The 19,603-nt window shown below is 53.5% G+C and carries 11 protein-coding genes; 4 read left to right on the top strand and 7 right to left on the bottom strand.

Annotation, left to right across the window (positions count from 1 at the left end):
- Positions 1-107 precede the first annotated feature (107 nt).
- The 4 genes from BLX24_RS28355 to BLX24_RS32875 form a co-directional block, all read right to left on the bottom strand.
- Positions 108-2,723 carry an ABC transporter permease gene (locus BLX24_RS28355; protein WP_071506608.1) on the bottom strand — a complete coding sequence of 872 codons (2,616 nt, stop codon included), beginning with the start codon at positions 2,721-2,723 and terminating at the stop codon, positions 108-110.
- Between the two features lie 77 nt (positions 2,724-2,800).
- Entirely contained in the window at positions 2,801-3,121 is a 321-nt protein-coding gene (locus BLX24_RS28350; protein ID WP_071506607.1) for a PadR family transcriptional regulator, read from the bottom strand.
- Positions 3,122-3,341: 220 nt separating this feature from the next.
- Complete coding sequence (locus BLX24_RS28345; RefSeq protein ID WP_071506606.1) at positions 3,342-5,804, bottom strand: ABC transporter permease; 2,463 nt, start codon at positions 5,802-5,804, stop codon at positions 3,342-3,344.
- 30 nt (positions 5,805-5,834) lie between these two features.
- Positions 5,835-6,245, bottom strand: a complete 411-nt coding sequence (locus tag BLX24_RS32875) for a LamG domain-containing protein (protein WP_071506605.1) — start codon at positions 6,243-6,245, stop codon at positions 5,835-5,837.
- Between the two features lie 118 nt (positions 6,246-6,363).
- On the opposite strand from BLX24_RS32875, the gene BLX24_RS28335 reads away from it, so the two are divergent.
- From BLX24_RS28335 to BLX24_RS28320, 4 genes are all read left to right on the top strand, one after another.
- The gene (locus BLX24_RS28335) at positions 6,364-7,671 is read left to right on the top strand and encodes a helix-turn-helix domain-containing protein (protein WP_071506604.1); all 1,308 of its coding nucleotides are present in this window, start codon (positions 6,364-6,366) and stop codon (positions 7,669-7,671) included.
- An 8-nt stretch (positions 7,672-7,679) separates the two neighbouring features.
- Positions 7,680-8,825: a helix-turn-helix domain-containing protein gene (locus BLX24_RS28330; protein ID WP_071506603.1), complete on the top strand. Its 1,146-nt coding sequence runs from the start codon at positions 7,680-7,682 to the stop codon at positions 8,823-8,825.
- A 60-nt stretch (positions 8,826-8,885) separates the two neighbouring features.
- A complete protein-coding gene (locus tag BLX24_RS28325; protein ID WP_071506602.1) occupies positions 8,886-10,562 on the top strand; it encodes a serine hydrolase domain-containing protein in 1,677 nt (558 codons plus the stop codon).
- A 181-nt stretch (positions 10,563-10,743) separates the two neighbouring features.
- On the top strand, positions 10,744-11,313 hold the full coding sequence (locus tag BLX24_RS28320) for a molybdopterin cofactor-binding domain-containing protein (protein ID WP_071506601.1): 570 nt from the start codon (positions 10,744-10,746) through the stop codon (positions 11,311-11,313).
- A 66-nt stretch (positions 11,314-11,379) separates the two neighbouring features.
- Here BLX24_RS28320 and BLX24_RS28315 read toward each other — a convergent pair whose 3' ends face one another.
- From BLX24_RS28315 to BLX24_RS28305, 3 genes are all read right to left on the bottom strand, one after another.
- On the bottom strand, positions 11,380-14,082 hold the full coding sequence (locus tag BLX24_RS28315) for a permease prefix domain 2-containing transporter (protein WP_083422233.1): 2,703 nt from the start codon (positions 14,080-14,082) through the stop codon (positions 11,380-11,382).
- Between the two features lie 132 nt (positions 14,083-14,214).
- Entirely contained in the window at positions 14,215-16,905 is a 2,691-nt protein-coding gene (locus tag BLX24_RS28310) for an ABC transporter permease (RefSeq protein ID WP_218160726.1), read from the bottom strand.
- A gap of 145 nt (positions 16,906-17,050) precedes the next feature.
- On the bottom strand, positions 17,051-19,444 hold the full coding sequence (locus BLX24_RS28305; RefSeq protein ID WP_071506609.1) for an ABC transporter permease: 2,394 nt from the start codon (positions 19,442-19,444) through the stop codon (positions 17,051-17,053).
- Between the last annotated feature and the right edge of the window lie 159 nt (positions 19,445-19,603).

The following is a 19,603-nucleotide window of genomic DNA, read 5'->3' as shown; positions in this document are numbered from 1 at the left end:
TGCAGCAGGCGCGTAGCCAGGCGGGGCGGTTTGTTGGGCATAGAGCAGAGTGTATAGAGCAGAGCGGATGGAGCCGGATTTACCCTGAGCTCCACGCCCCATGCTGTTTATTCAGACCGTAAGGATTTGACCGGGTTCATCAGGGCCGCTTTCAGGCTCTGGTAGCTGATGGTCAGCAAAGTGATGCCGAGAGCACCGGCACCGGATAAGGCAAAAATCCACCACGACAGGTCGGTCCGGTATTCGTATTTTTGCAGCCAGTTGCTTAAAAAATACCACGCAACAGGCGTAGCGATGCCGAATGCGATGAGTACCAGCAGTAAGAAGTCCCTCGAAAGCAGCAGCCACACGTTCATAATAGAAGCACCGAGTACTTTGCGGACACCGATTTCCTTCGTACGCTGCTCGGCCACGAAAGAGGCCATGCCAAATAGCCCAAGGCAGGAAATCAGAATGGCAAGGAGCGCGAAGCCGGATGCCAGCTTGCCGATCCGCTCTTCGGCAGCAAATTTTAAGGCGTATTGCTGATCCGAGAACTGATAGTCGAACGGACTGCCCGGATTGAATTTGCGGAAGACGGGTGCAATCTTAGCCAGCGATTCGCGTGTGCTCTGATTAGGGTTCAGCTTGATATTGATGACATTGGCCCAGCCGTAATTGAGTATATACACGGTTTGGGTAACGGGCTTAAACGGCGACTCCATGATCATATCCCTGATAACTCCCACAACACGGTAGGGCGTATCGTTCCATTTGATCTGCATACCGACCGGATGTTTAAGGCCCATATACCGCACGGCCGTTTCGTTCAGTATCATACCGGATGAATCACTGGCGTATTGCCGGGAAAGATCACGGCCCTGCACAAACTGCCAGCCCACGGTTTTGCCGAAATCATGGGAAACGGCAATGGTGCCGAAATAATCCTTGAAGTTCGGGTCTTTACCTTCCCAGGAAAATCCGGTATTCTTCGAGTTCAGATCCGTTGCCGGAGCCGACGAGGTAGACATATCGACAACCGCGCCGGTTTGCCTCAGGGCGTCGCGCAGGGCGTTGTAATGCTGTTGTAATTCCGGCGTGTTCATCGCTACGGTAATCAGCCCGCTCCGGTCGTAGCCAACCGGCCGGTCTTTCGCATACTGAATCTGCCTGAACACGATGATGGTCCCCACAATGAGGGTTACCGAAACGGTGAACTGAATCACTACCAGTACCTGACGCGGAACGGCCGCAAACCGGCCGACTTTAAAGGTGCCTTTTAGTACTTTAACTGCCTGAAAAGAGGATAAATAAAAGGCCGGATAACTACCGGCGATTAAGCCTGTGAACAAGCAGAAGCCAAGGCTGATTATCCAGAAAACAGGGTTCCCCCATGCTATACTGATTTGTTTGTCGGCAATCTCGTTGAACGCCGGTAATACAAGCAGCATCAGCAGGATAGCGGCCAGGAACGCCAGTGCGACAACCAGCAGGGATTCACTGAAAAACTGGCTGATAATCTGGGTGCGTGCCGAGCCGACGGCTTTCCGGATACCAACTTCCTTGGCCCGTTTTTCGGAGCGGGCGGTACTCAGATTCATGAAATTGATGCAGGCCAGGAGCAGTACAAATACACCGATAATGCCAAAGAGCCATACATACTGAATCCGGCCTTCGAGGTTTCCGGCCTTGTCCCAGCCTGAATAGAGGTGCCACTGGCTCATCGGCAGCAGGTATACCGCCGGTTTTATGAAGGCAACCTCCGGATTGTGTTTCAAACGGATATCTTTGATTTTGGCAGACACGGCGTCAAAAGCGGCATTCGGTGCCAGCTGCACCAATACCTGCCAGGAAAAATTCCCCCATTCTGCATTATCCTGCGCCTGTTTTACCCAGTTGTTCGATGCCAGATAGAGGTCCCACGGGGCAATAAAGGTCATATCCCTGAACTCAGTGTTATACGGGAAGTCTTCGTATACCCCCGTTACTTTTACATCCAGTTTGTTATCGATCTTCATCAGTTTACCCAGTGGGTCGGTATCACCGAACAAGACCCGGGCCGTTGATTCCGACAGCAAAACCGAATTCGGATCTTTTAACCCGGCCCGTGTACCCCGCCGCATCGTCAGGGAGAACATATCGGGTGCATTGGCACTAAGGTAATTCCCTTTTCGGGTCAGTTTTGTATCGTTGTACGCCAGAATATGATCGGCTGTCCAGGACGACATGACGACATGCGTAAAATTGTCGCCATAGATGGTCCGCAGCTCCTGACCCATGGGAGCCGGATTATATTCGGAATGAAACACCTCCCCGTTGAAGATGCCGCGATGCATCACCTTGGCAATCCGGTCATAATTCCGGAAGTAGCGGTCAAACGATACTTCGTCATATATCCACAAACCGATCAGCATGGCTATGGCCATACCCACGGCCAGCCCGCCAATGTTAATGGCTGAATAAACCTTGTTTTTCAGCAGCCCCCGAAAGGCAATTTTAACATAATTCCGGATCATGATCGTATTTGTTGAATGGGTTTGATAATCATGGGGTTGGCGCAGCAGTGACGGCCGCATCAAACTAATCACATCGCGGACATACCGCCACTGAGCCTGTCGCAGGCCAGCCTCGCGGACGCGCTGCTGAAACAGTTCGTCGAGGTCGCCCTCCAGCTCCTCGGCGCGGTGGGGCGGGCAAAACCAGTGCAGCAGGCGCGTAGCCAGGCGGGGCGGGGTTGGAGACATGGGTTTTGTAAAGGATAATGGGTGACAATGAGTGGTTCGTGCGTTTTATCGGCGCATTATCCATGGCACATTATCTATTAATTAAATCCCGGAATGGCATTCCACATCTGATTACGCAATTGCCGGACTTCGTCCAGTATCCGGCGCCCGTAGACGGTTACGGTATAGAGCCGTTTGCGGCGACCGCCGCGTTCAGCCGTGACGCCGCCCATTTCGGAGCTGACCAGTCCCTTTTCCTGAAGCCGGTTGAGGGCCGAATGGACCGCCCCTAAATTGACCGACCGCCCCATTTGCTGTTCGATTTCGTTGACAACGGCTGCCCCGTAAGCGTCGCCCGCGCGGATGGCTACGGCCAGCAATACCACTTCTTCGAACTCGCCTAAGTACGTTCCTTTCATGCGCTGAAGATTACTTATGTAAATGTATAACAAATGGCAGGCCAGTTACGAAAACAGGCCCATTCCGGGGAGAATGGGCCTGTTTCAATGAAATACGTCTGCTGAACTGTCCGCTACCGGACAATGGTTGTACGCTGGTGGACAGTTCAGGCTGCGCGGATGTAATCACAGGAGGACCGGTGGCCGATTTTTTTGAAATTTAGGGAACGGCTTTCCGCGCTTATTCGGCCCGCAGGCTTTTGACGGGGTTTACCCGTGCTGCCCGGATCGTTTCGTAGCTTACCACCAGCAGCGTCAGAAAAAACACCACGAACAGGCTGATCAGAAAAACAAGAGCATCCATACTGACCTGGTACATAAAATCCTGAAGCCACCGGTGTATCAGCAACCAGCTTACCGGCAGGGCCAGTGCACAGGCGATGACCAGCAGCGATAGAAACGGCATCAGCAACAGGCGCATTATTTCGGGCAAGGAGGCGCCCAGAACTTTGCGGATGCCGATTTCTTTGGTGCGGCGTTCGGCCAGATACGATGATAAGCCAAAGAGCCCGAGGCTGGCAATCAGGATGGATAACAGGGAAAACGCTTTGAATAGGTCCGACATCCGGTTTTCTGATTCGTACATCCGGCCGAATTCCTCGCTCATAAACCAGTGATCGAATCCAATACCGGGTAATACCTGTTTCCAGCGCGATTCTACCACCGCAATTTTCTCCTGAAACTTGCCGGCCGGCAGTTTAACATACATGATCCGGTCGTCCGGTGCCGGTCGTGAACTGATAACCAGAGGAGCAATCACATGACGCACCGAGCGGTACGGAAAGTCCTGCACAACACCGATGACGGTACCTTCTTTTTGTTGACTAACATCCTCAAAAGACCGTTTGATGGTCAGTCGCTTACCAACAATATTGTCGATAGAAAGGCCCAGGGCTTTCACTGCGCTTTCATTCACCAGATACGCAGCAGAATCGGCGGTATTACCGTGCATAAATGGTCGGCCCGTAATTAGTTTGAGACCAAATGCCTGCGGTAAATCATAATCTCCGTTAATGCCTCCCCACGTGTAGGACTGGTTGCTTAACTGAGGAAATGATACCGTATGGTCTAATGAGCCGAAGTAATCCTGATTCGGCAGGTGATTGGCCAGCGTAACCACCGATAGCTCGGGGTCTTCCTGAATACGTGCCTTGAGCGACAGGTAGTTGCTGAGTGACGCCATCCCTGACCAGCGTACCGACAAAAGCTGGTCACCGGTGCGGCTCAGGGTTGACTGGTGAATAAAGGCCATCTGCTTCATCATAAAGCCCGTTGACATAAGCAGCAGCATGGAAATGGTGTATTGCAGAATAATCAGGCCTTTGCGTAACCGGTCTGCGCCGCTATTGGCTATCCGGACATTTTTTAAGACCTGGATCGGTAACAGGCCGGACAGATACAGCGCCGGATAACTACCGGCCAGCAGGCCAACCAGTAAGGTCGTCAGCAAGACAGCGCCCACTTGCCTGCCTTGCAGGAGATGAAGCAGCCCGAATTGTTTGCCCGTCATGCCGTTAAACACAGGTAACAGAATAATCGCCAGCACGAAGGCTGCTAACAGCGCAAAAGCGGTGGTTAGCAGGGATTCGCCCAGAAACTGGCCGGCCAGTTGCAACCGGTTACTGCCCATTACCTTCCGGATGCCTATTTCTTTGGCGCGCCGGATGGCTCTTGCCGTGGCCAGATTCATGTAGTTGATACTGGCAATAAGAATGACCAGCAAGGCTGTTGACGCAAAAATGTACAGGTATTTCTTGCTGGCAATCCGGCTGTTGTTGTAGCTGGTACCAAGCTCCTCATCGAAGTGTACATTTTTCAGCGGGCGGATAACGGGTTCCATCGAACTGGCGGGCCTTTTCTGCACATTACGCTGCACAATCCGGTTAAATGCCCCGGCAAGCTTGCCGACGTCGGTGTTGGGGGCGATGCGCAGGTAGGTCAGAAAATAGCCGTTATTGTCACCCCAGTTTTCCAGCCAGTTGCTGTTATTGGCAGTCATCAGTGGCCGGAGCATTCCCGAGCTGATCAGATAGTCGGGCTGAATGTGTGAGTTCTTCGGATAGTCGGCAAGCACACCGGTGACAATGAGCGGAATGTACTTATTGTCAGTGGCGTAAATGTGGCTGGTTTCCAGTGTTTTACCAATAGGGTTAGTGGCTTCGAAAAGCTGGCGGGCAACAGACGCACTAAGAACAATGGCGTTCGGTTTTGCAAAAACAGTAGCCGGATTACCCTGTAGCAGCGGGAATGAAAATAGATCGGTGAAGCCCGGGGTTACCCAGAAAACATTTTCCGACAACAGGATATTATCCGTCCCGGCAGGTCTGAAAGAGGCCGGGTAGCCCAGCGATACGAGTTGTGTTCCTCCCGTCACGGCCGGGAAATTCTGCTGAATGGCTTTCAACCAGGCACCGGCCGCATACGCCGAGGTCTGCTCGGTTTCGTTTTTCTTCAGGTGAGTACCCAGAATATAGAGGTTGTCCGCATCGGGATGAAACCGGTCGAAACCGTCTTCGTCAATGATATACAGATAGATGAGCATCACACTGGCAAGGCTGATTGCCAGTCCGGCAATATTCACCAGCGTAAATCCTTTTTGCTGCCGGAAATTGCGGAATGCGACCATTAACTGATTGCGTATCATACTGGAAAGTAGTTTGCAGGTTGACTGATGTTATTTCATGAGCTCGATACCGGCCGTGGCGTCGGGCCTGATGTCCAGATTCGCATAGTTGACGGCTCCGTTCAGCGAAATGCCCCCAGACAAACCGGGCCCTTCCAGCTCCGGCACAATCATTGCCGGCTTTGTCATGTCGTTAACGTACACTTTCAGCTGCCGGCCGGAGACAACCAGTTTGACATGGTTCCAGCCAGACTCATTCAGGACGGCTCCCGTCTGGTACTGGTCTGTCATCGGAATGCGGAGTTCCGTTGGTTTGCGGGGAGGAGTTTTCTGTGCACTCAACGATCCGTAACTGAACAGGGCCAGCCAGAACATCCGGATCAAACATAGAGCGGGACTGGCATTGACGAAAACACGGTGAAGCATCGTTGGTAAGGCAAAGGGTTGCATCAGCTTGATCATACAATAAAGGGTTACTTGTACCGGAATCAGTTAACTGCGGCAAACGTATCCGGAATCCCCGTTTCCGTAAAATCATGCATGACTCACGTTTTTTCAATTTCTATCACACTGATTAATAATGATTTCTGAATCGGCTGATTTGCTCCGCTGCAAGCAGCTGATCGAGCAGAAACTCGATTGGGGGGCGAGCCAAACCTGGACCAGTATTGATTTTGAGAACCTGCAGCACCGGATTCTGGACGAAACCGGTGTGTCGCTCAGTGCCAGTACGCTGCGTCGTATCTGGGGGCGGGTGGATTATCAGCACATGCCGAGCGGGACGACGTTGAATACGCTGGCTCAGTTTGCCGGTTTTGCCGACTGGCGGAAGTTTGTGCGCTCACAGGCTACCGAAGAAACGGGCACGTTGCCGGCAGAAACCGGCATGCCCGCAGAAACCGGCATGCCCGCAGAAACCGGCATGCCCGCAGAGCCACTCACGAAAAAAATCGACTGGCGCCGGTTTGGCTGGATAGCTGGTGGGGCCATGATGCTTGTCTTACTGGGGATAGCTGCCTTTGAGCAAAAGCACGCGCGGGTCGATGCGGTAGAATACCGTTTTACCAGTAAGCCGGTAACGCGTAGTATCCCGAACTCGGTGATTTTCAGCTATGATGCATCGGCCGCTCCCGATGATTCGGTATTTATTCAGCAGTCATGGGATCCGTCACGCCGTGAGCATGTTTCCAAAAACGGGCAAACCCATACTGCTATCTATTACGAGCCGGGATACTACCGGGCTAAGTTGCTGGTTGGTAACGAGGTTGTAAAGGAACATTCGTTACTGGTCCCGACCGACGGGTGGCTGGGGATCATCAGCAAAACGCCCGTTCCGGTGTATGTTACGCCCTCTGCGTTTATACACGCAGACAGGTTGCAGCTGCCCGTTTCAGTGATTCAGGATAAAAATATCCCCCTACAACCCGAAGCGCCGCTGGTGAAATATGCGCATGTCGGTAATTTCGAACCTGTCCCCGTAACGGAATTCAGCTTTAGCTGTGCGCTGAAAAACGATTATAGCGAAGGCGCCGCAGCCTGTCAGTTTTCATGGATCGGCCTCATTACCGACGATATGCCGATTACCATACCGCTGTCGGCCAAAGGCTGCGTTTCGGAACTGGGATTGATGGACGGTTCCCGGAGCGTATCCGGGAAATCGGCCGATCTGTCGCGGCTGGGCGTTGATTTCAGGGATTGGGTGCAGGTAAGCTGTTACAGCGACGGGCATAAGCTCTATTACCGGATCAATAATCAGATCGCCTACGTGGCCGATCTGCCGGTGAAGAAGCTGTCGATCGTCGGTATCGCCTACGGGTTCCGGGGAACCGGTTCGGTGAAAGCGATCCGGTTGCAGGCAGCCGGGAAAACAGTTTTTCATGCTTTCTGAACCCGTTTATGAAACCTCAGTTCGGTATCAACCTGTATGACCTTTTGTTTTTTGCGGCTATTTTCGTCGGGGCTACGTTTGGCTTTCTGCTGCTGTTTGCCCGGCGGATCAATCAGGGCGCGAACCGGTTTCTGGGACTGGTCCTGCTGACGATTGTGCTCTGGATAGTCTGGGTCGCGGCGATTGACATTGATCTGGGCCGGTATAGTCCGCGCTGGAGCTGGTGGCCGCTTCAGTATTCGCTGACCATCGGGCCGCTGCTGTATTTCTACGTCCGTAAACTTACCGATCCGGCCTGGCACATCCGTTCCCGCGAGCTGTGGCACCTGAGTCCGTTGCTGCCGGAGCAGGCCGTACAACTGCTGCAAATCCGGGAAAGCTGGCAGACGCAGCAGCCGACCTACAACACAACGGTCTTTGGGCTATGGAATCCGGTACTACAACTGGGGGCCATTGTTTCGGTAACGGTTTACCTGGTGCTGTCGCTAAAGCGGCTTCGGGCATTCGACCGCGACGTGGCCGGTCAGCTGAGCGATGCCGGCCGGTATCAGTCGCGGTGGTTGCAGCGCTTGCTGGTGCTTTTCGGGCTGCTTTGGCTTGCCTGGATACCGTATACCCTGGTCGATTACGTGGTCTACGACTACCGGCTGGGCATTGTCAGTTACTACCCGCTGTATTTACTCCTTGCCTTTATGACGATCTGGATCGGGGCGGAGTCATTTTTGCGGCCCGAACTGGTGATCGTGGCGGTTGACAAACCAAAGACCGTCGCTACGGAGGCCGAAGCACCTACCCCCGGGCTGCTGGAAAAAGGGCGCTGGCTGCGGCAACAGCTCGAAGCCAACCTGTTTTACCTGGATGCCGGCCTGACCCTTCGTTCGCTGGCGGAGGATTTACAGCTGCACCCGAATGAATTGTCGCGGATCATCAATCTGGGAACCGGCAAAAACTTCAATGATCTGATCAATGAATACCGTGTCAATGAAGTTATCCGCAAAATGAAAGACCCTGCCTACGACCGGATCACGCTTCTGGGAATTGCCTTTGATTCGGGCTTTAACTCGAAAACAACATTCAACCGGACGTTTAAGGAAATGGTAGGAGAAACACCGGCAAGCTTTAAAAACGGGCTGAAAAGAGTGCCCGATTTATAAGTTGGGGCGCTCCGGACGGGTTTTACGGCCATTTTGCGCTGTTTTCTTTTCAACATGCTCATGCAAAGCCGCATTTATCACATCCTGTTCGCGCTGCTTTTTGCCGGTGTTGCCGTAGCGCAGTCGCCGGAATTTGTCAGTACCCAGGGTATTACTGCTGACATTCACCGGGCCAACGTCGGTAAAATTAGTTTCACTGATCAAGACATTCCGCTGGCCTCGCTGCGGGAGTCCGACTTTCTGCACCAGTACACGCTGACCAACAAAAGTAACCTGTTCATGACGGTGTTTATGGGTACGTCGCTGACCAATTACATGCACCGGATAGCGCCTGATTTACCGGCCGATTCGCTTACAAAAAACGGCGGTTACCAGTTTACGTTTTTTGTCGATGGCCGGCAGATTTACCAGAGCAACCTGCACCCCGGCGCACCCTATGCCCGCATCAAAAATACCGAAACCCTGATCCGGAAACCCCTGATTGATAACCAGCACGAAGGCGCCTGGTGGAGTCAGTCGGCATGGGGGCGGTTTATCTATAACGGCGGGGATCAGGCGCTGACGGACGGACCACATGTCTTCCGGCTCGATATCCGGGCCTATGTGAATTACGCCAGGCCGGTGGTTGGTGAGCTGATCGCTTCCGGCGAGTTGCGACTGGATGTAAACCGTAAGCCCGTCATCAATGTGGCGGCCGTGCGGCTGACAGCGCCGAAACCGTATGCCGGCCTGCCGGTGTCCGGGGAGTTGTTTGATACCGACAAAATCAAGGTGTTGAAAGGAAATATTGACGCGGGTGTTTTCCGGAATATTACGAGTGTGGTGGTGCTGCAAAACGGAAAAATCCTGATCGAAGAGTACTTCAATGGCGCTACCCGCGATTCGCTGCACGATGTACGGTCGGTGGGGAAAAGCTTTGCCTCCGCGCTGACCGGCATTGCCTTGCAGGATGGGTATCTGAAAAGCGTGGAGCAGCCGTTATCGGCTTTTTATAACCTGAAACAGTATGCTAATTACTCGCAGGCCAAGGCCGATACCCGGCTGGCCGAATTGCTGACCATGAGTTCGGCCTTCGATGGCGACGATAGCGACGACAGCTCGCCGGGCAATGAAGAAAACATGTACCCGACGCCCGACTGGATTAAGTTTGCGCTTGACCTGCCGGTGTTGCCGCAGAAATTCGGGGGTAAATGGCATTACTTCACGACCGGCGTTGTGCTGCTGGGCGATGTGCTGAATAAGTCAGTACCCGGTCAGCTGGAGCAGTACGCAAACCGGAAGCTGTTCGGGCCTTTGGGGATCACGACCCATCAGTGGTCGTATACGCCGCAGAAAGCGGTCAGCATGGCGGGTGGTATCCGGATGAAAGCCCTGGATTTTGCAAAATTCGGTCAGCTGTACAAAAACAATGGCCGCTGGAATGGCCGGCAGGTGTTACCGGCGGCATGGGTGCAGCAGTCGTTTCAACACCATAAACCGCTGCCCGACCGGCCGGATGAGTTCTACGGCTATCTGTTCTGGAACAAGACCTATCAGGTACAGGGCAAGGCGTATGAAACCTACTACTGTACGGGCAATGGCGGAAACAAAATCTTCGTGTTCAGGGATCAGCCGCTCGTGGTGGTGGTGACGGCCAGGGCCTACAACCAGTATTATGCCCATCCGCAGGTCGACCGGATTATGGAAGCGTTTGTGCTGCCGGCGGTATTTTTAAAGAGTGAAAGAGTGAAAGAGTGAAAGAGTGGTTGCCGCAGTGATGGAAAAAGGGCGGGTGATGCATCGTATACAGGGCGGCTGTCTTGTGAGGATAGGGAACTGGCCGGAAATTTGCTGATACATAAGCTGAGAGATGATGCGTAAAAGGAAATCATGCCCATCATTCAATCAGACTAATCATATAGTAGTAAACAACAACCTGATGAATCGTCGTTATTTTCTGAAAGTAGAGGCCCTTACCGGAGGTGACCTCCTGATAGGCATTGGAACGCCGGCGCTGGCAGACACCAATGAACCGGACGAAACGTATACACAGCTTAGTGCGTTTCTGAAAATCGGTAAGGACAGCAGCATCCATGTCATGCTGTCAAAAGCAGAAATGGGGCAGGGGGTCTGGATGACCTTGCCGATGCTGATTGCCGAGGAACTCGATTGTGACCTGAACAAAATCAAGATCGAAACGGGTCTGCCGGGGCAGACTGCCAATTTTACCGGCAAACCGGTCTATCGCTCAACGGGCGGTTCCGGAACGGCCAAACAGGCATTTGACCGCTACCGGCAGGCTGGCGCTGTGGCCCGCACAATGCTGGTGACCGCCGCCGCCCGGAAAATGGGCGTTTCTCCCGCCGATTGCCGTACGCAAAACGGCTGGGTTATCTGCGGAACGAAATACGTCCGCTACGGAGAGGTCGCTTCCGAGGCGGCGCTGCTGCCCGTCCCGGAAGTCACGCTGCGGGAGCCCAAAAACTGGAAATACATCGGGCCCTCTTAAAAACGGGGTAAGGTCAGCGTAGCGACAAGGCATGGCATACCTTGTCGCTACGCTGCCATTAGCCATCTACTCCGATCTAAGCGATTTCACCGGATTGACCATGGCCGCTTTGATGGCCTGGTAACTGACCGTCAGGAGGGCAATGAAAATGGCCGCCAGACCGGAGACGAGGAACATCCACCATTCCACTTCGATGTGGTAGGCAAACTCTTCCAGCCATTTATTGGTCGCCCACCACGCAACCGGGAACGCAATGGCGTTGGCAATCAGTACCAGTTTCAGGAAATCTCCGGATAACAGGGCCGTCAGACTGAAGGTGCTGGCACCGAGTACCTTGCGTACGCCAATCTCCTTGATGCGCTGCTCGGCAGCATAGGTCGCCAGACCGAACAGGCCTAGGCAGGCAATGAATATGGTAGCCAGCGACACCCAGATCAGCATGGTTTCGCGCCGCTGATCTTCCTGATAAAACAGCGCCAGCTGATCGTCGAGAAAATGGTATTCGAGCAGGTGGGCGGGGTCGATGCCGGTCATGATCTTGTTCATGGCAGCCAGTGTAGCCGGTATGTCGTGCCCGTCAACCCGCGCGGTGAAATAGTCGATAGTGGTGACCGGATTCCGTTGGTAGGCCAGGACCATCGGCGCAATTTTTTCGCGGATCGACTGGAAATGAAAGTCGTTCACGATACCGATCACCCGTACTTTGAATGATTGATTTGTTTCATAAACCGGCATGAAACTCCCGCCGAAAGCCATGGCCGGTATATCGATCAGTTGTTCGGAGGGTTCCTTGATGTGGAGCGCTTTGGCCGCCGTTTCGTTCAGAATAACCGACGACGAATCGGCCAGACCGGCGAAATTCCGGCCTTTCAGCAACCGGACGGCAAACGTCTGATTGAACTGCTCGTCAACCCCGAGGATATAAGCGATTTGGGGCTCCCGGGTGCTGCCTTCCTGTTTTATTTTGACAAGCGGGATATTTTTCCACTCACCCGGCACCCGTGAGGTAACCGATACCTGCTCAACGGAAGGAAGCTTGCCGAATTCGGCCTGAATGGTAGCCGCGCCGTTTCTGACCTTTCCGCTGTTGATGTCTACAACCAGCAGCAGGTCCTTTTTGAAGCCAAGGTCTTTGTTATTGGCAAAACGCACCTGCCGGTACAGCACGATGGTCGAGACCATCATCACCACCGAAATCGTAAACTGAAATACCACCAGGCTTTTTCGCAGAGACAGGTCGCTTTTATTCGAAAACCGGACGCTTTTCAGCAACAGCAGCGGACTGAACCGGGAGAGCAAAAAAGCCGGATAGCTGCCCGAGAGCAGACTGGTAATCACCAGGGCAGTAACCGCCAGCAGCCAGATGCGGTAATCGGTCCGGAAGCCGAGCGACAGGTCTTTGCCGGTAAACTCGTTGAAAGCGGGTAGTACCAGGTTGACTGCCAGAATAGCCAGCAGGAAGGCAACGGCCGTAACCACCAGCGATTCGGTCAGAAACTGCCCGATCAGATGGCTGCGGAATGCCCCGTTTGCCTTTCGGACCCCGATTTCCTTCGACCGGTTGGCGGCCCGGGCCGTGGCCAGATTCATGTAGTTGATGCAGGCGATCAGGAGAACAAACAGCGCGACAATGGCAAAAATACGGATGTAGAGCAGCGTCCCCCGGACCATACTCTGTACATTCCCGTTCCGTGCGCCGTCGGTGATGTGCTGAGAGTACAGGTGCATGTCGGCCAGTGGCTGCAGGCTGTAACGTACCTGTGTGCCAGGCTCCGGCTTCGCGTTGGCCGCCAGCAACGCGTTAATTTTCTGCGCAGCTATGGCAGGGTCGGCCTGCTCTTTCAGCAGAAAAAAAGTCTGGTAGGACTGCGACAGCCAGTCAGACGTTTGCTGCTGAAAACGGGGCAGGTGATTAAGCGTTTCTTCGGACAACAGGTAATTAAAATCAAAGCTCGAATTACGCGGGTGGTTTTTCAGAACGGCGGTAATCGTCAGTGCCTTGTCGGGGATAAAATCCAGAGAAACCGTTTTGCCGACCACATCGCTGGTCTGAAACAGCCGTTGGGCAAAAGCTTCGGTCATCACAACCGAGTTCGGCTCATTCAGCGCCGATTTGCCGTCGCCGTCGAGCGTTTCAAAATCAAAAACCTCAAGTAAGCCTTTATTGCCGAGGGTGACCGTTTCCTGAAAAGCGTTGTTGTTGGCCGGATTGGTCATATTGGCCCTGCCCAGGCGCACCAGCCGCGCCGTGTTTTCGATATCGCTGATGTGGCGGGGTGACTGTTCCGAAACGTTGTAGCTGGAAGCGGCAACCGTGACCTCGTCGGCAGGGGTTTTCGTATACTGGATGGCGCGGTAAATCCGGGCCTGTTTGCTATGCTGCTGATCGAACGTCAGTTCATCGAACAGATAAAGGCCAATCAGCAGAAAACAGGTGAGGCCGAAGGCTAGCCCGGCTATGTTAAGTGACGTGTACAGCTTATGCCGGCTAAGTGAGCGCAGGGCAATTTTTACGTGATTGCGAAACATAGGAAGGTTGGTTGAAACAGGATATTCGGGTGTATAGGCTTGTTTCGGACGCCGGATAAACTCCGGCCGCACATAGGTCAGCACATCGCGCCAGTATTGCCGCCTTGCCTTTGGTAGTCCCATCCGTACAACCCGCAAAGCAAACCGCTCGTGGAGGTCGCCGAGGACGTCCTCACGCAGGTGGGGCGCACAGAACCAGGCCAGTAGCCGGTCGGCAAGGCGGGGCGGAGTTTGGGACATAATGAATAATGGGTAATGGATAATGTGAAATGGATAATGTAAGCAGTCAGGCAATACCTTGATGATGAGCGGCCATGCCGATGTGAGGGACAGCATTATTCATTACTCATTGTCCATTATCCATTTAAAAGATTATTCCGATTTCAGCGATTTTACGGGGTTGATGAGTGCCGCCTTGATACTCTGGAAACTGACCGTCAGGAGGGCAATGCCAACGGCCAGTAATCCGGCCAGCACAAACACCCACCAGTCGATGGTGATGCGGTAGGCGAAGTCTTCTAACCACTGGTTCATGACGTACCAGGCGAGCGGCGAGGCAATGATGATTGCCATCAGAACAAGCTTCAGGAAGTCTTTCGAAAGCAGGGCCACAACGCTGGTGACACTGGCCCCGAGCACTTTGCGGACGCCGATCTCTTTCGTCCGCTGTTCGGCCATGAAGGCGGCAAGCCCGAACAGACCCAGACAGGCAATCAGGATCGCGAGCGCCGAGAAGAGGAGTACCACCGAGGCGATCCGCTGTTCAGTTTTATAAACCTGATCGAAATTATCCTGTAAAAAGGAATAGTTGAACGGCAGTCCCGGCGCCATTGCCTTCCATTTGGCTTCGATCTGGCTGATTATGGCCGGCATATCGGCCGTTTTGCTAAGCCGGAATACCGCTGAGGTGGTGTTGGGCTCCAGCACCAATGATAGTGCGCCAATGTTACTCCGCAGCGACTCAAAGTGGAAGTTTTTGACAACCCCGATGACTTTGTAAGTTTTATGGGTTTTCCCTTCCGGATCATTAAAACGGTAGATACGCATGCCAATCGGGTTCTTGACCCCGAGTATTTTAACGGCCGTTTCGTTCAGAATGATCCCGGCGGAGTCGGTCCCGAACGAGCGGGAAAAATTGCGGCCCTGACTAATGTCCATGCCCAGGGTTTTCACATAATCGTAATCGACGGCCCAGCTCTGCATGTTCAGGCTTTTGGCCGGATCTGTTTCGCCTTCCGGGAAAAAGCCGCTGTCGTTCCGGTTCGACGGGGTTGGCAGGAAACCGGACAAACTACCGGCAACCACGCCGGGCAACTGCAATACCTCTTTCCGGAACGTTTCGGGACCGGTATTGCCCAGACCGTATACCTCGTTGATAACCAGCAGCTGATCACGGTCGAAGCCCAGTTTTTTTGTCTGGATGTAATGAATCTGCCGGTAAACCACCAGCGTTCCGACGATGAGCAAAACCGAGGTGGCAAACTGAAAAACCACCAGCCCGCTCCGCAGATCCAGGCTCTTCAGACTGTTTTTGACGGTGCCTTTCAGCACATGGACCGGCCGGAACGACGACAGGAAAAAGGCCGGATAGCTGCCCGCCAGTACGCCGACCACAATTGGTAGCAAAAGAATAGCGGCCACCATGCGGGGAGTTAACAGCCGTTGCAGCGTTAAGTCTTTGCCGGTGAGCTCGTTGAATAGGGGCATAGCGGTGGTCAGAATGCCCAGGGCCAGTACCAGCGACAGTGTTGTCATCAGGATTGACTCGGCCATAAACTGCCCGATCAACTGGCTGCGTTCAGAACCGAGCACCTTCCGGACGCCGACTTCACGGGCCCGTTTGGCCGACCGCGCCGTAGCCAGGTTCATGAAGTTGATGCAGGCAATCAGCAGGATAAACAGCGCAACGGCCGAGAAAATATAGACATACTGGATGTCGCTGTTAGGAGCCAGCTCAATGGTTTGTTTCGACCGCAGGTGAATTTCGGTCAGCGGCATCAGCCAGAACCGCATGAAGTTGCCGGTCCTGGTGAACTCTTCCAGCGTACTTCCCAGAATCTGCTTGACCTGCGGCCCCGCATACGTCTTAATTACCTGCTCGAAATTCCGTTCAAAGACCTTCGGGTCGGTGCCTGGTTTCAGCACAATGTAGGTGTGGTGATTAACGCTCAGCCACTGCCCCCACGGGTAGTCGTCGTTCTGCATCGACAGGAAAAAGTCGGTCCGGAAATGGCTGTTCAGCGGTATATCGCGCATGACAGCCGTCACGGTAAACGTCAGCCGGTTGTCGAAGGTCAGTGTCTTGCCTACGGCCTGCTGATCGCCGAAATACCGTTTGGCAGCCGATTCGCTGATGACCGCTGAATTGGGGGAGGCCAGTGCCCGTTTGGGTTCCGCACCGGCAACGAGCGGTAGGGTGAAGACATCGAACAGGGTAGAATCGGCGAAAATAATGTCTTTTTCGCTCCGGCTCTGTACCTCATCCGTCCGTTTGACCAGCCATGTACCCCGTTGGTGCAGGCGGGTATAGGCTTCTACCTGCGGGTAGTCTTTTTTCAGGGCTGCTCCCAGCGGATCAGGCGAAACGGCAAAATGCATGTCGTTGCCCCCGAAATGAATATCCGAGTTAATCCGGTAAATCCGGTCGGCTTTGGTATGGAACCGGTCATAGCTCAGCTCATCGAGCACGTAAAGAGAAATGAGCAGGCAGCAGGCGAGTCCCAGCGCCAGTCCTGAAATATTGATGACGGTGAAACCCTGCTGTTTACGCAGATTTCGCCAGGCGATTTTAAGGTAGTTTCGAAGCATTGTCGTATTTGTTGGTTCTGTGTATTCCGGTATCGGGTAAAGAGCGGTTGCCGGTTCGGGCTGTCGCCGGATAAACTCCGGCCGTACGTAGGCCAGCACATCGCGCCAGTATTGCCGCCGTGCCTTAGCGGCCCCATCCCGGGTGACCCGCAGGGCAAACCGCTCGTGGAGGTCGCCGAGGACGTCCTCCCGCAGGTGGGGCGCACAAAGCCAGGTTAAAAGCCGGTCAGCAAGACGGGGCGGCGTTTCTGACATAATGTAAAATGGGTAATGTGAAATGGATAATGAATAATGTGAAATGAATAATGTAAGCAGTCAGGCCATACCTTGATAAGGAGCGGCTATGCCGATATGAGAGACAGCATTATTCATTGTCCATTACTCATTTTCCATTCATAAGTTATTCCGATTTCAGTGATTTAACGGGATTGATCAGCGCGGCTTTGATGCTTTGGAAGCTGACCGTCAGCAGTGTCAACAGCAGGGCGCCCACACCGGAAAGGGCAAAAATCCACCACGACAGGTCGGTACGGTATTCGTATTGCAACAGCCAGTCATCGAGGAAATACCAGGCAATGGGTGTGGCGATGCAGAACGCGACCAGCACCAGCAGGATAAAATCGCGGGACAACAGCCCCCACAGGTTCAGTACCGAGGCCCCCAGTACTTTACGGACGCCGATTTCCTTCGTCCGCTGTTCGGCCACAAACGAGGAGAGCCCGAATAAGCCAAGGCACGAAATCAGGATGGCCAGCACGGCGAAACCTCCGGCCAGTTTACCGATCCGTTCTTCAGAGGTGAACTTCTTGCCAAACTCGTCGTCGGCAAATTTATAGTCGAACGGAGCGTTGGGAATCAGCTTTTTAAAGGTCGCTTCGACGGCGGCTATTGACTCACTGGCACTTCTGGCCGGATTCAGTTTCAGAATCATCCAGTTGACGTTTTCGTAGTTCATCATGTACACCGTCTGATAAACCGGTGTATACGGCGATTCCATCAGCATATCTTTGATCACACCGACAATCCGGTACTGGCTGCTCCCCCAGGTAACCACCTTCCCGACCGGCGACCCGGTCAGGCCCATGAATTTAACGGCTGCTTCATTGACAACAATCGCCGAGGTATCGGTCGAAAACTGCCGCGAAAAATCGCGGCCTTCCTTAAACTGCCAGCCGATGGTTTTGCCGAAATCATGCGTAACCCAGATGGTGTTAAACTCGCCGCTGACGTCCGGATTTTTGCCCGGCCATGAGAAGCCGCCGTTATTTGACCAGACCTGTGTGAGCGGGCTCGACGACTCCGCCATGTCGGTGATGACGCCGGCGTTAAGCAGTTCTGTTTTCAGGAGGTCATATTTACCGTAAAAGTCCTGCGACATCATCTGAATCATGACCACGCCGTCGTTATTGTAGCCCAGAGGCCGGTCTTTGGAGTGCTGAATCTGACGATAGACAATGACCGTGCCGATAATGAGCGTCACCGACACCGTAAACTGAACCACTACCAGCACCTTGCGCGGAACGGCCGCAAACCGGCCGACCCTGAACGTGCCTTTGAGGACTTTAACCGGCTGAAACGACGAAAGATACAACGCCGGATAGCTGCCCGCCAGCAGGCCGGTAACGGCGATAAAGCCCAGGCTCAGCAGCCAGAACAGGCCTTGTGTCCACGGGAAATCCATTTCTTTGCCCGCCACCTCGTTGAACCATGGCAGAAACAGTAAGACCAGGTTTACTGCTCCCACGAAGGCAATGCCGACGATCAGAAACGATTCGCTGAAGAACTGGCTGATCAGCTGCGAACGCACCGAGCCGACGGCCTTGCGGATGCCCACTTCCTTGGCCCGTTTTTCGGAGCGGGCGGTGCTGAGATTCATGAAGTTGATGCAGGCCAGCAACAGCACAAAAATGCCGACAATCGCAAACAGCCGCACATACTGGATATAGCCGCCGGTATTGACCCCCTCTTCCCAGTCATTATACAGGTGCCACCGCGACATGGGGTACATAAAAATCTCGGCTTTGTATTTCCGGTCTTCAGGACCAACGTTATCGAGCTTTACGTTTTTGATCCGCGCGTTAATCGCGTCGAGCTGCACATTGTCAGCGAGTTGTGCGAATAGCTGGAAGGAGTTATTGCCCCACTGGCGTTCGTCGTATGCTTTTTTTACCCACGTTTGTGTGTTGACATACAGCTTCCAGGGCGCAATAAACATCAGCTCCCGGAAATCACTGTTATGGGCAAAGTCTTCGTAAATGCCGGTCACTTTCACATCCGATTTATTGTCGAGGCGGATGATTTTGCCCATTGGGTCGGCATCGCCGAAGAGCGATTTCGCCGTTGACGCCGACAGCAGGATCGAGTTATTGTCTTTGAGGCCGTCGCGGCTGCCTTTGATCATCGGCAGCGACAGAATTTCGGGTATATCGGCACCCATGAAATTGCCCGGCTGCGTGATTTTTTTGTCGCCATAGGCCAGAATACGGCTTCCCTGCCAGGAAGCCATGGCCATGTATTTAAACGAACTGCCATACTTGTTGCGCAGCTCATCCTCCAGCGGAATCGGAATGGCAATCTGCGTACCTGTTTTATTATTGCTGGTCTGGTGCTGCATGGCCTGCACTATGCGGTCGTAGTTGGCAAATGATTTGTTGTACGACAGTTCATCGTATAACCACAGGCCAATCAGCATGGCCACAGCCATACCCGTAGCCAGCCCGAAAATGTTAATGAATGAGTAGCCCTTGTGCTTCAGCAGGGTTCTCCACGCGATTTTGAGATAATTCCGGATCATTGTCGTATTTGCTGGTTTATTGTAGGTTTCGGTATATGGGAATAAAGGTATTTCTGCCTGTTTTTGTCGTCTGATAAACTCCGGCCGCACGTAAGCCAGCACATCGCGCCAGTAGCGCCGCCGCGCCTTTCGCACACCCTCCCGTGCGGTGCGCAGGGC

The organism is Arsenicibacter rosenii (assembly GCF_001870735.1).
Lineage (GTDB): Bacteria > Bacteroidota > Bacteroidia > Cytophagales > Spirosomataceae > Arsenicibacter > Arsenicibacter rosenii.
The sequence above is the reverse complement of the archived record's forward strand: the minus strand, read 5'-3'. Positions and strand labels throughout refer to the sequence as shown.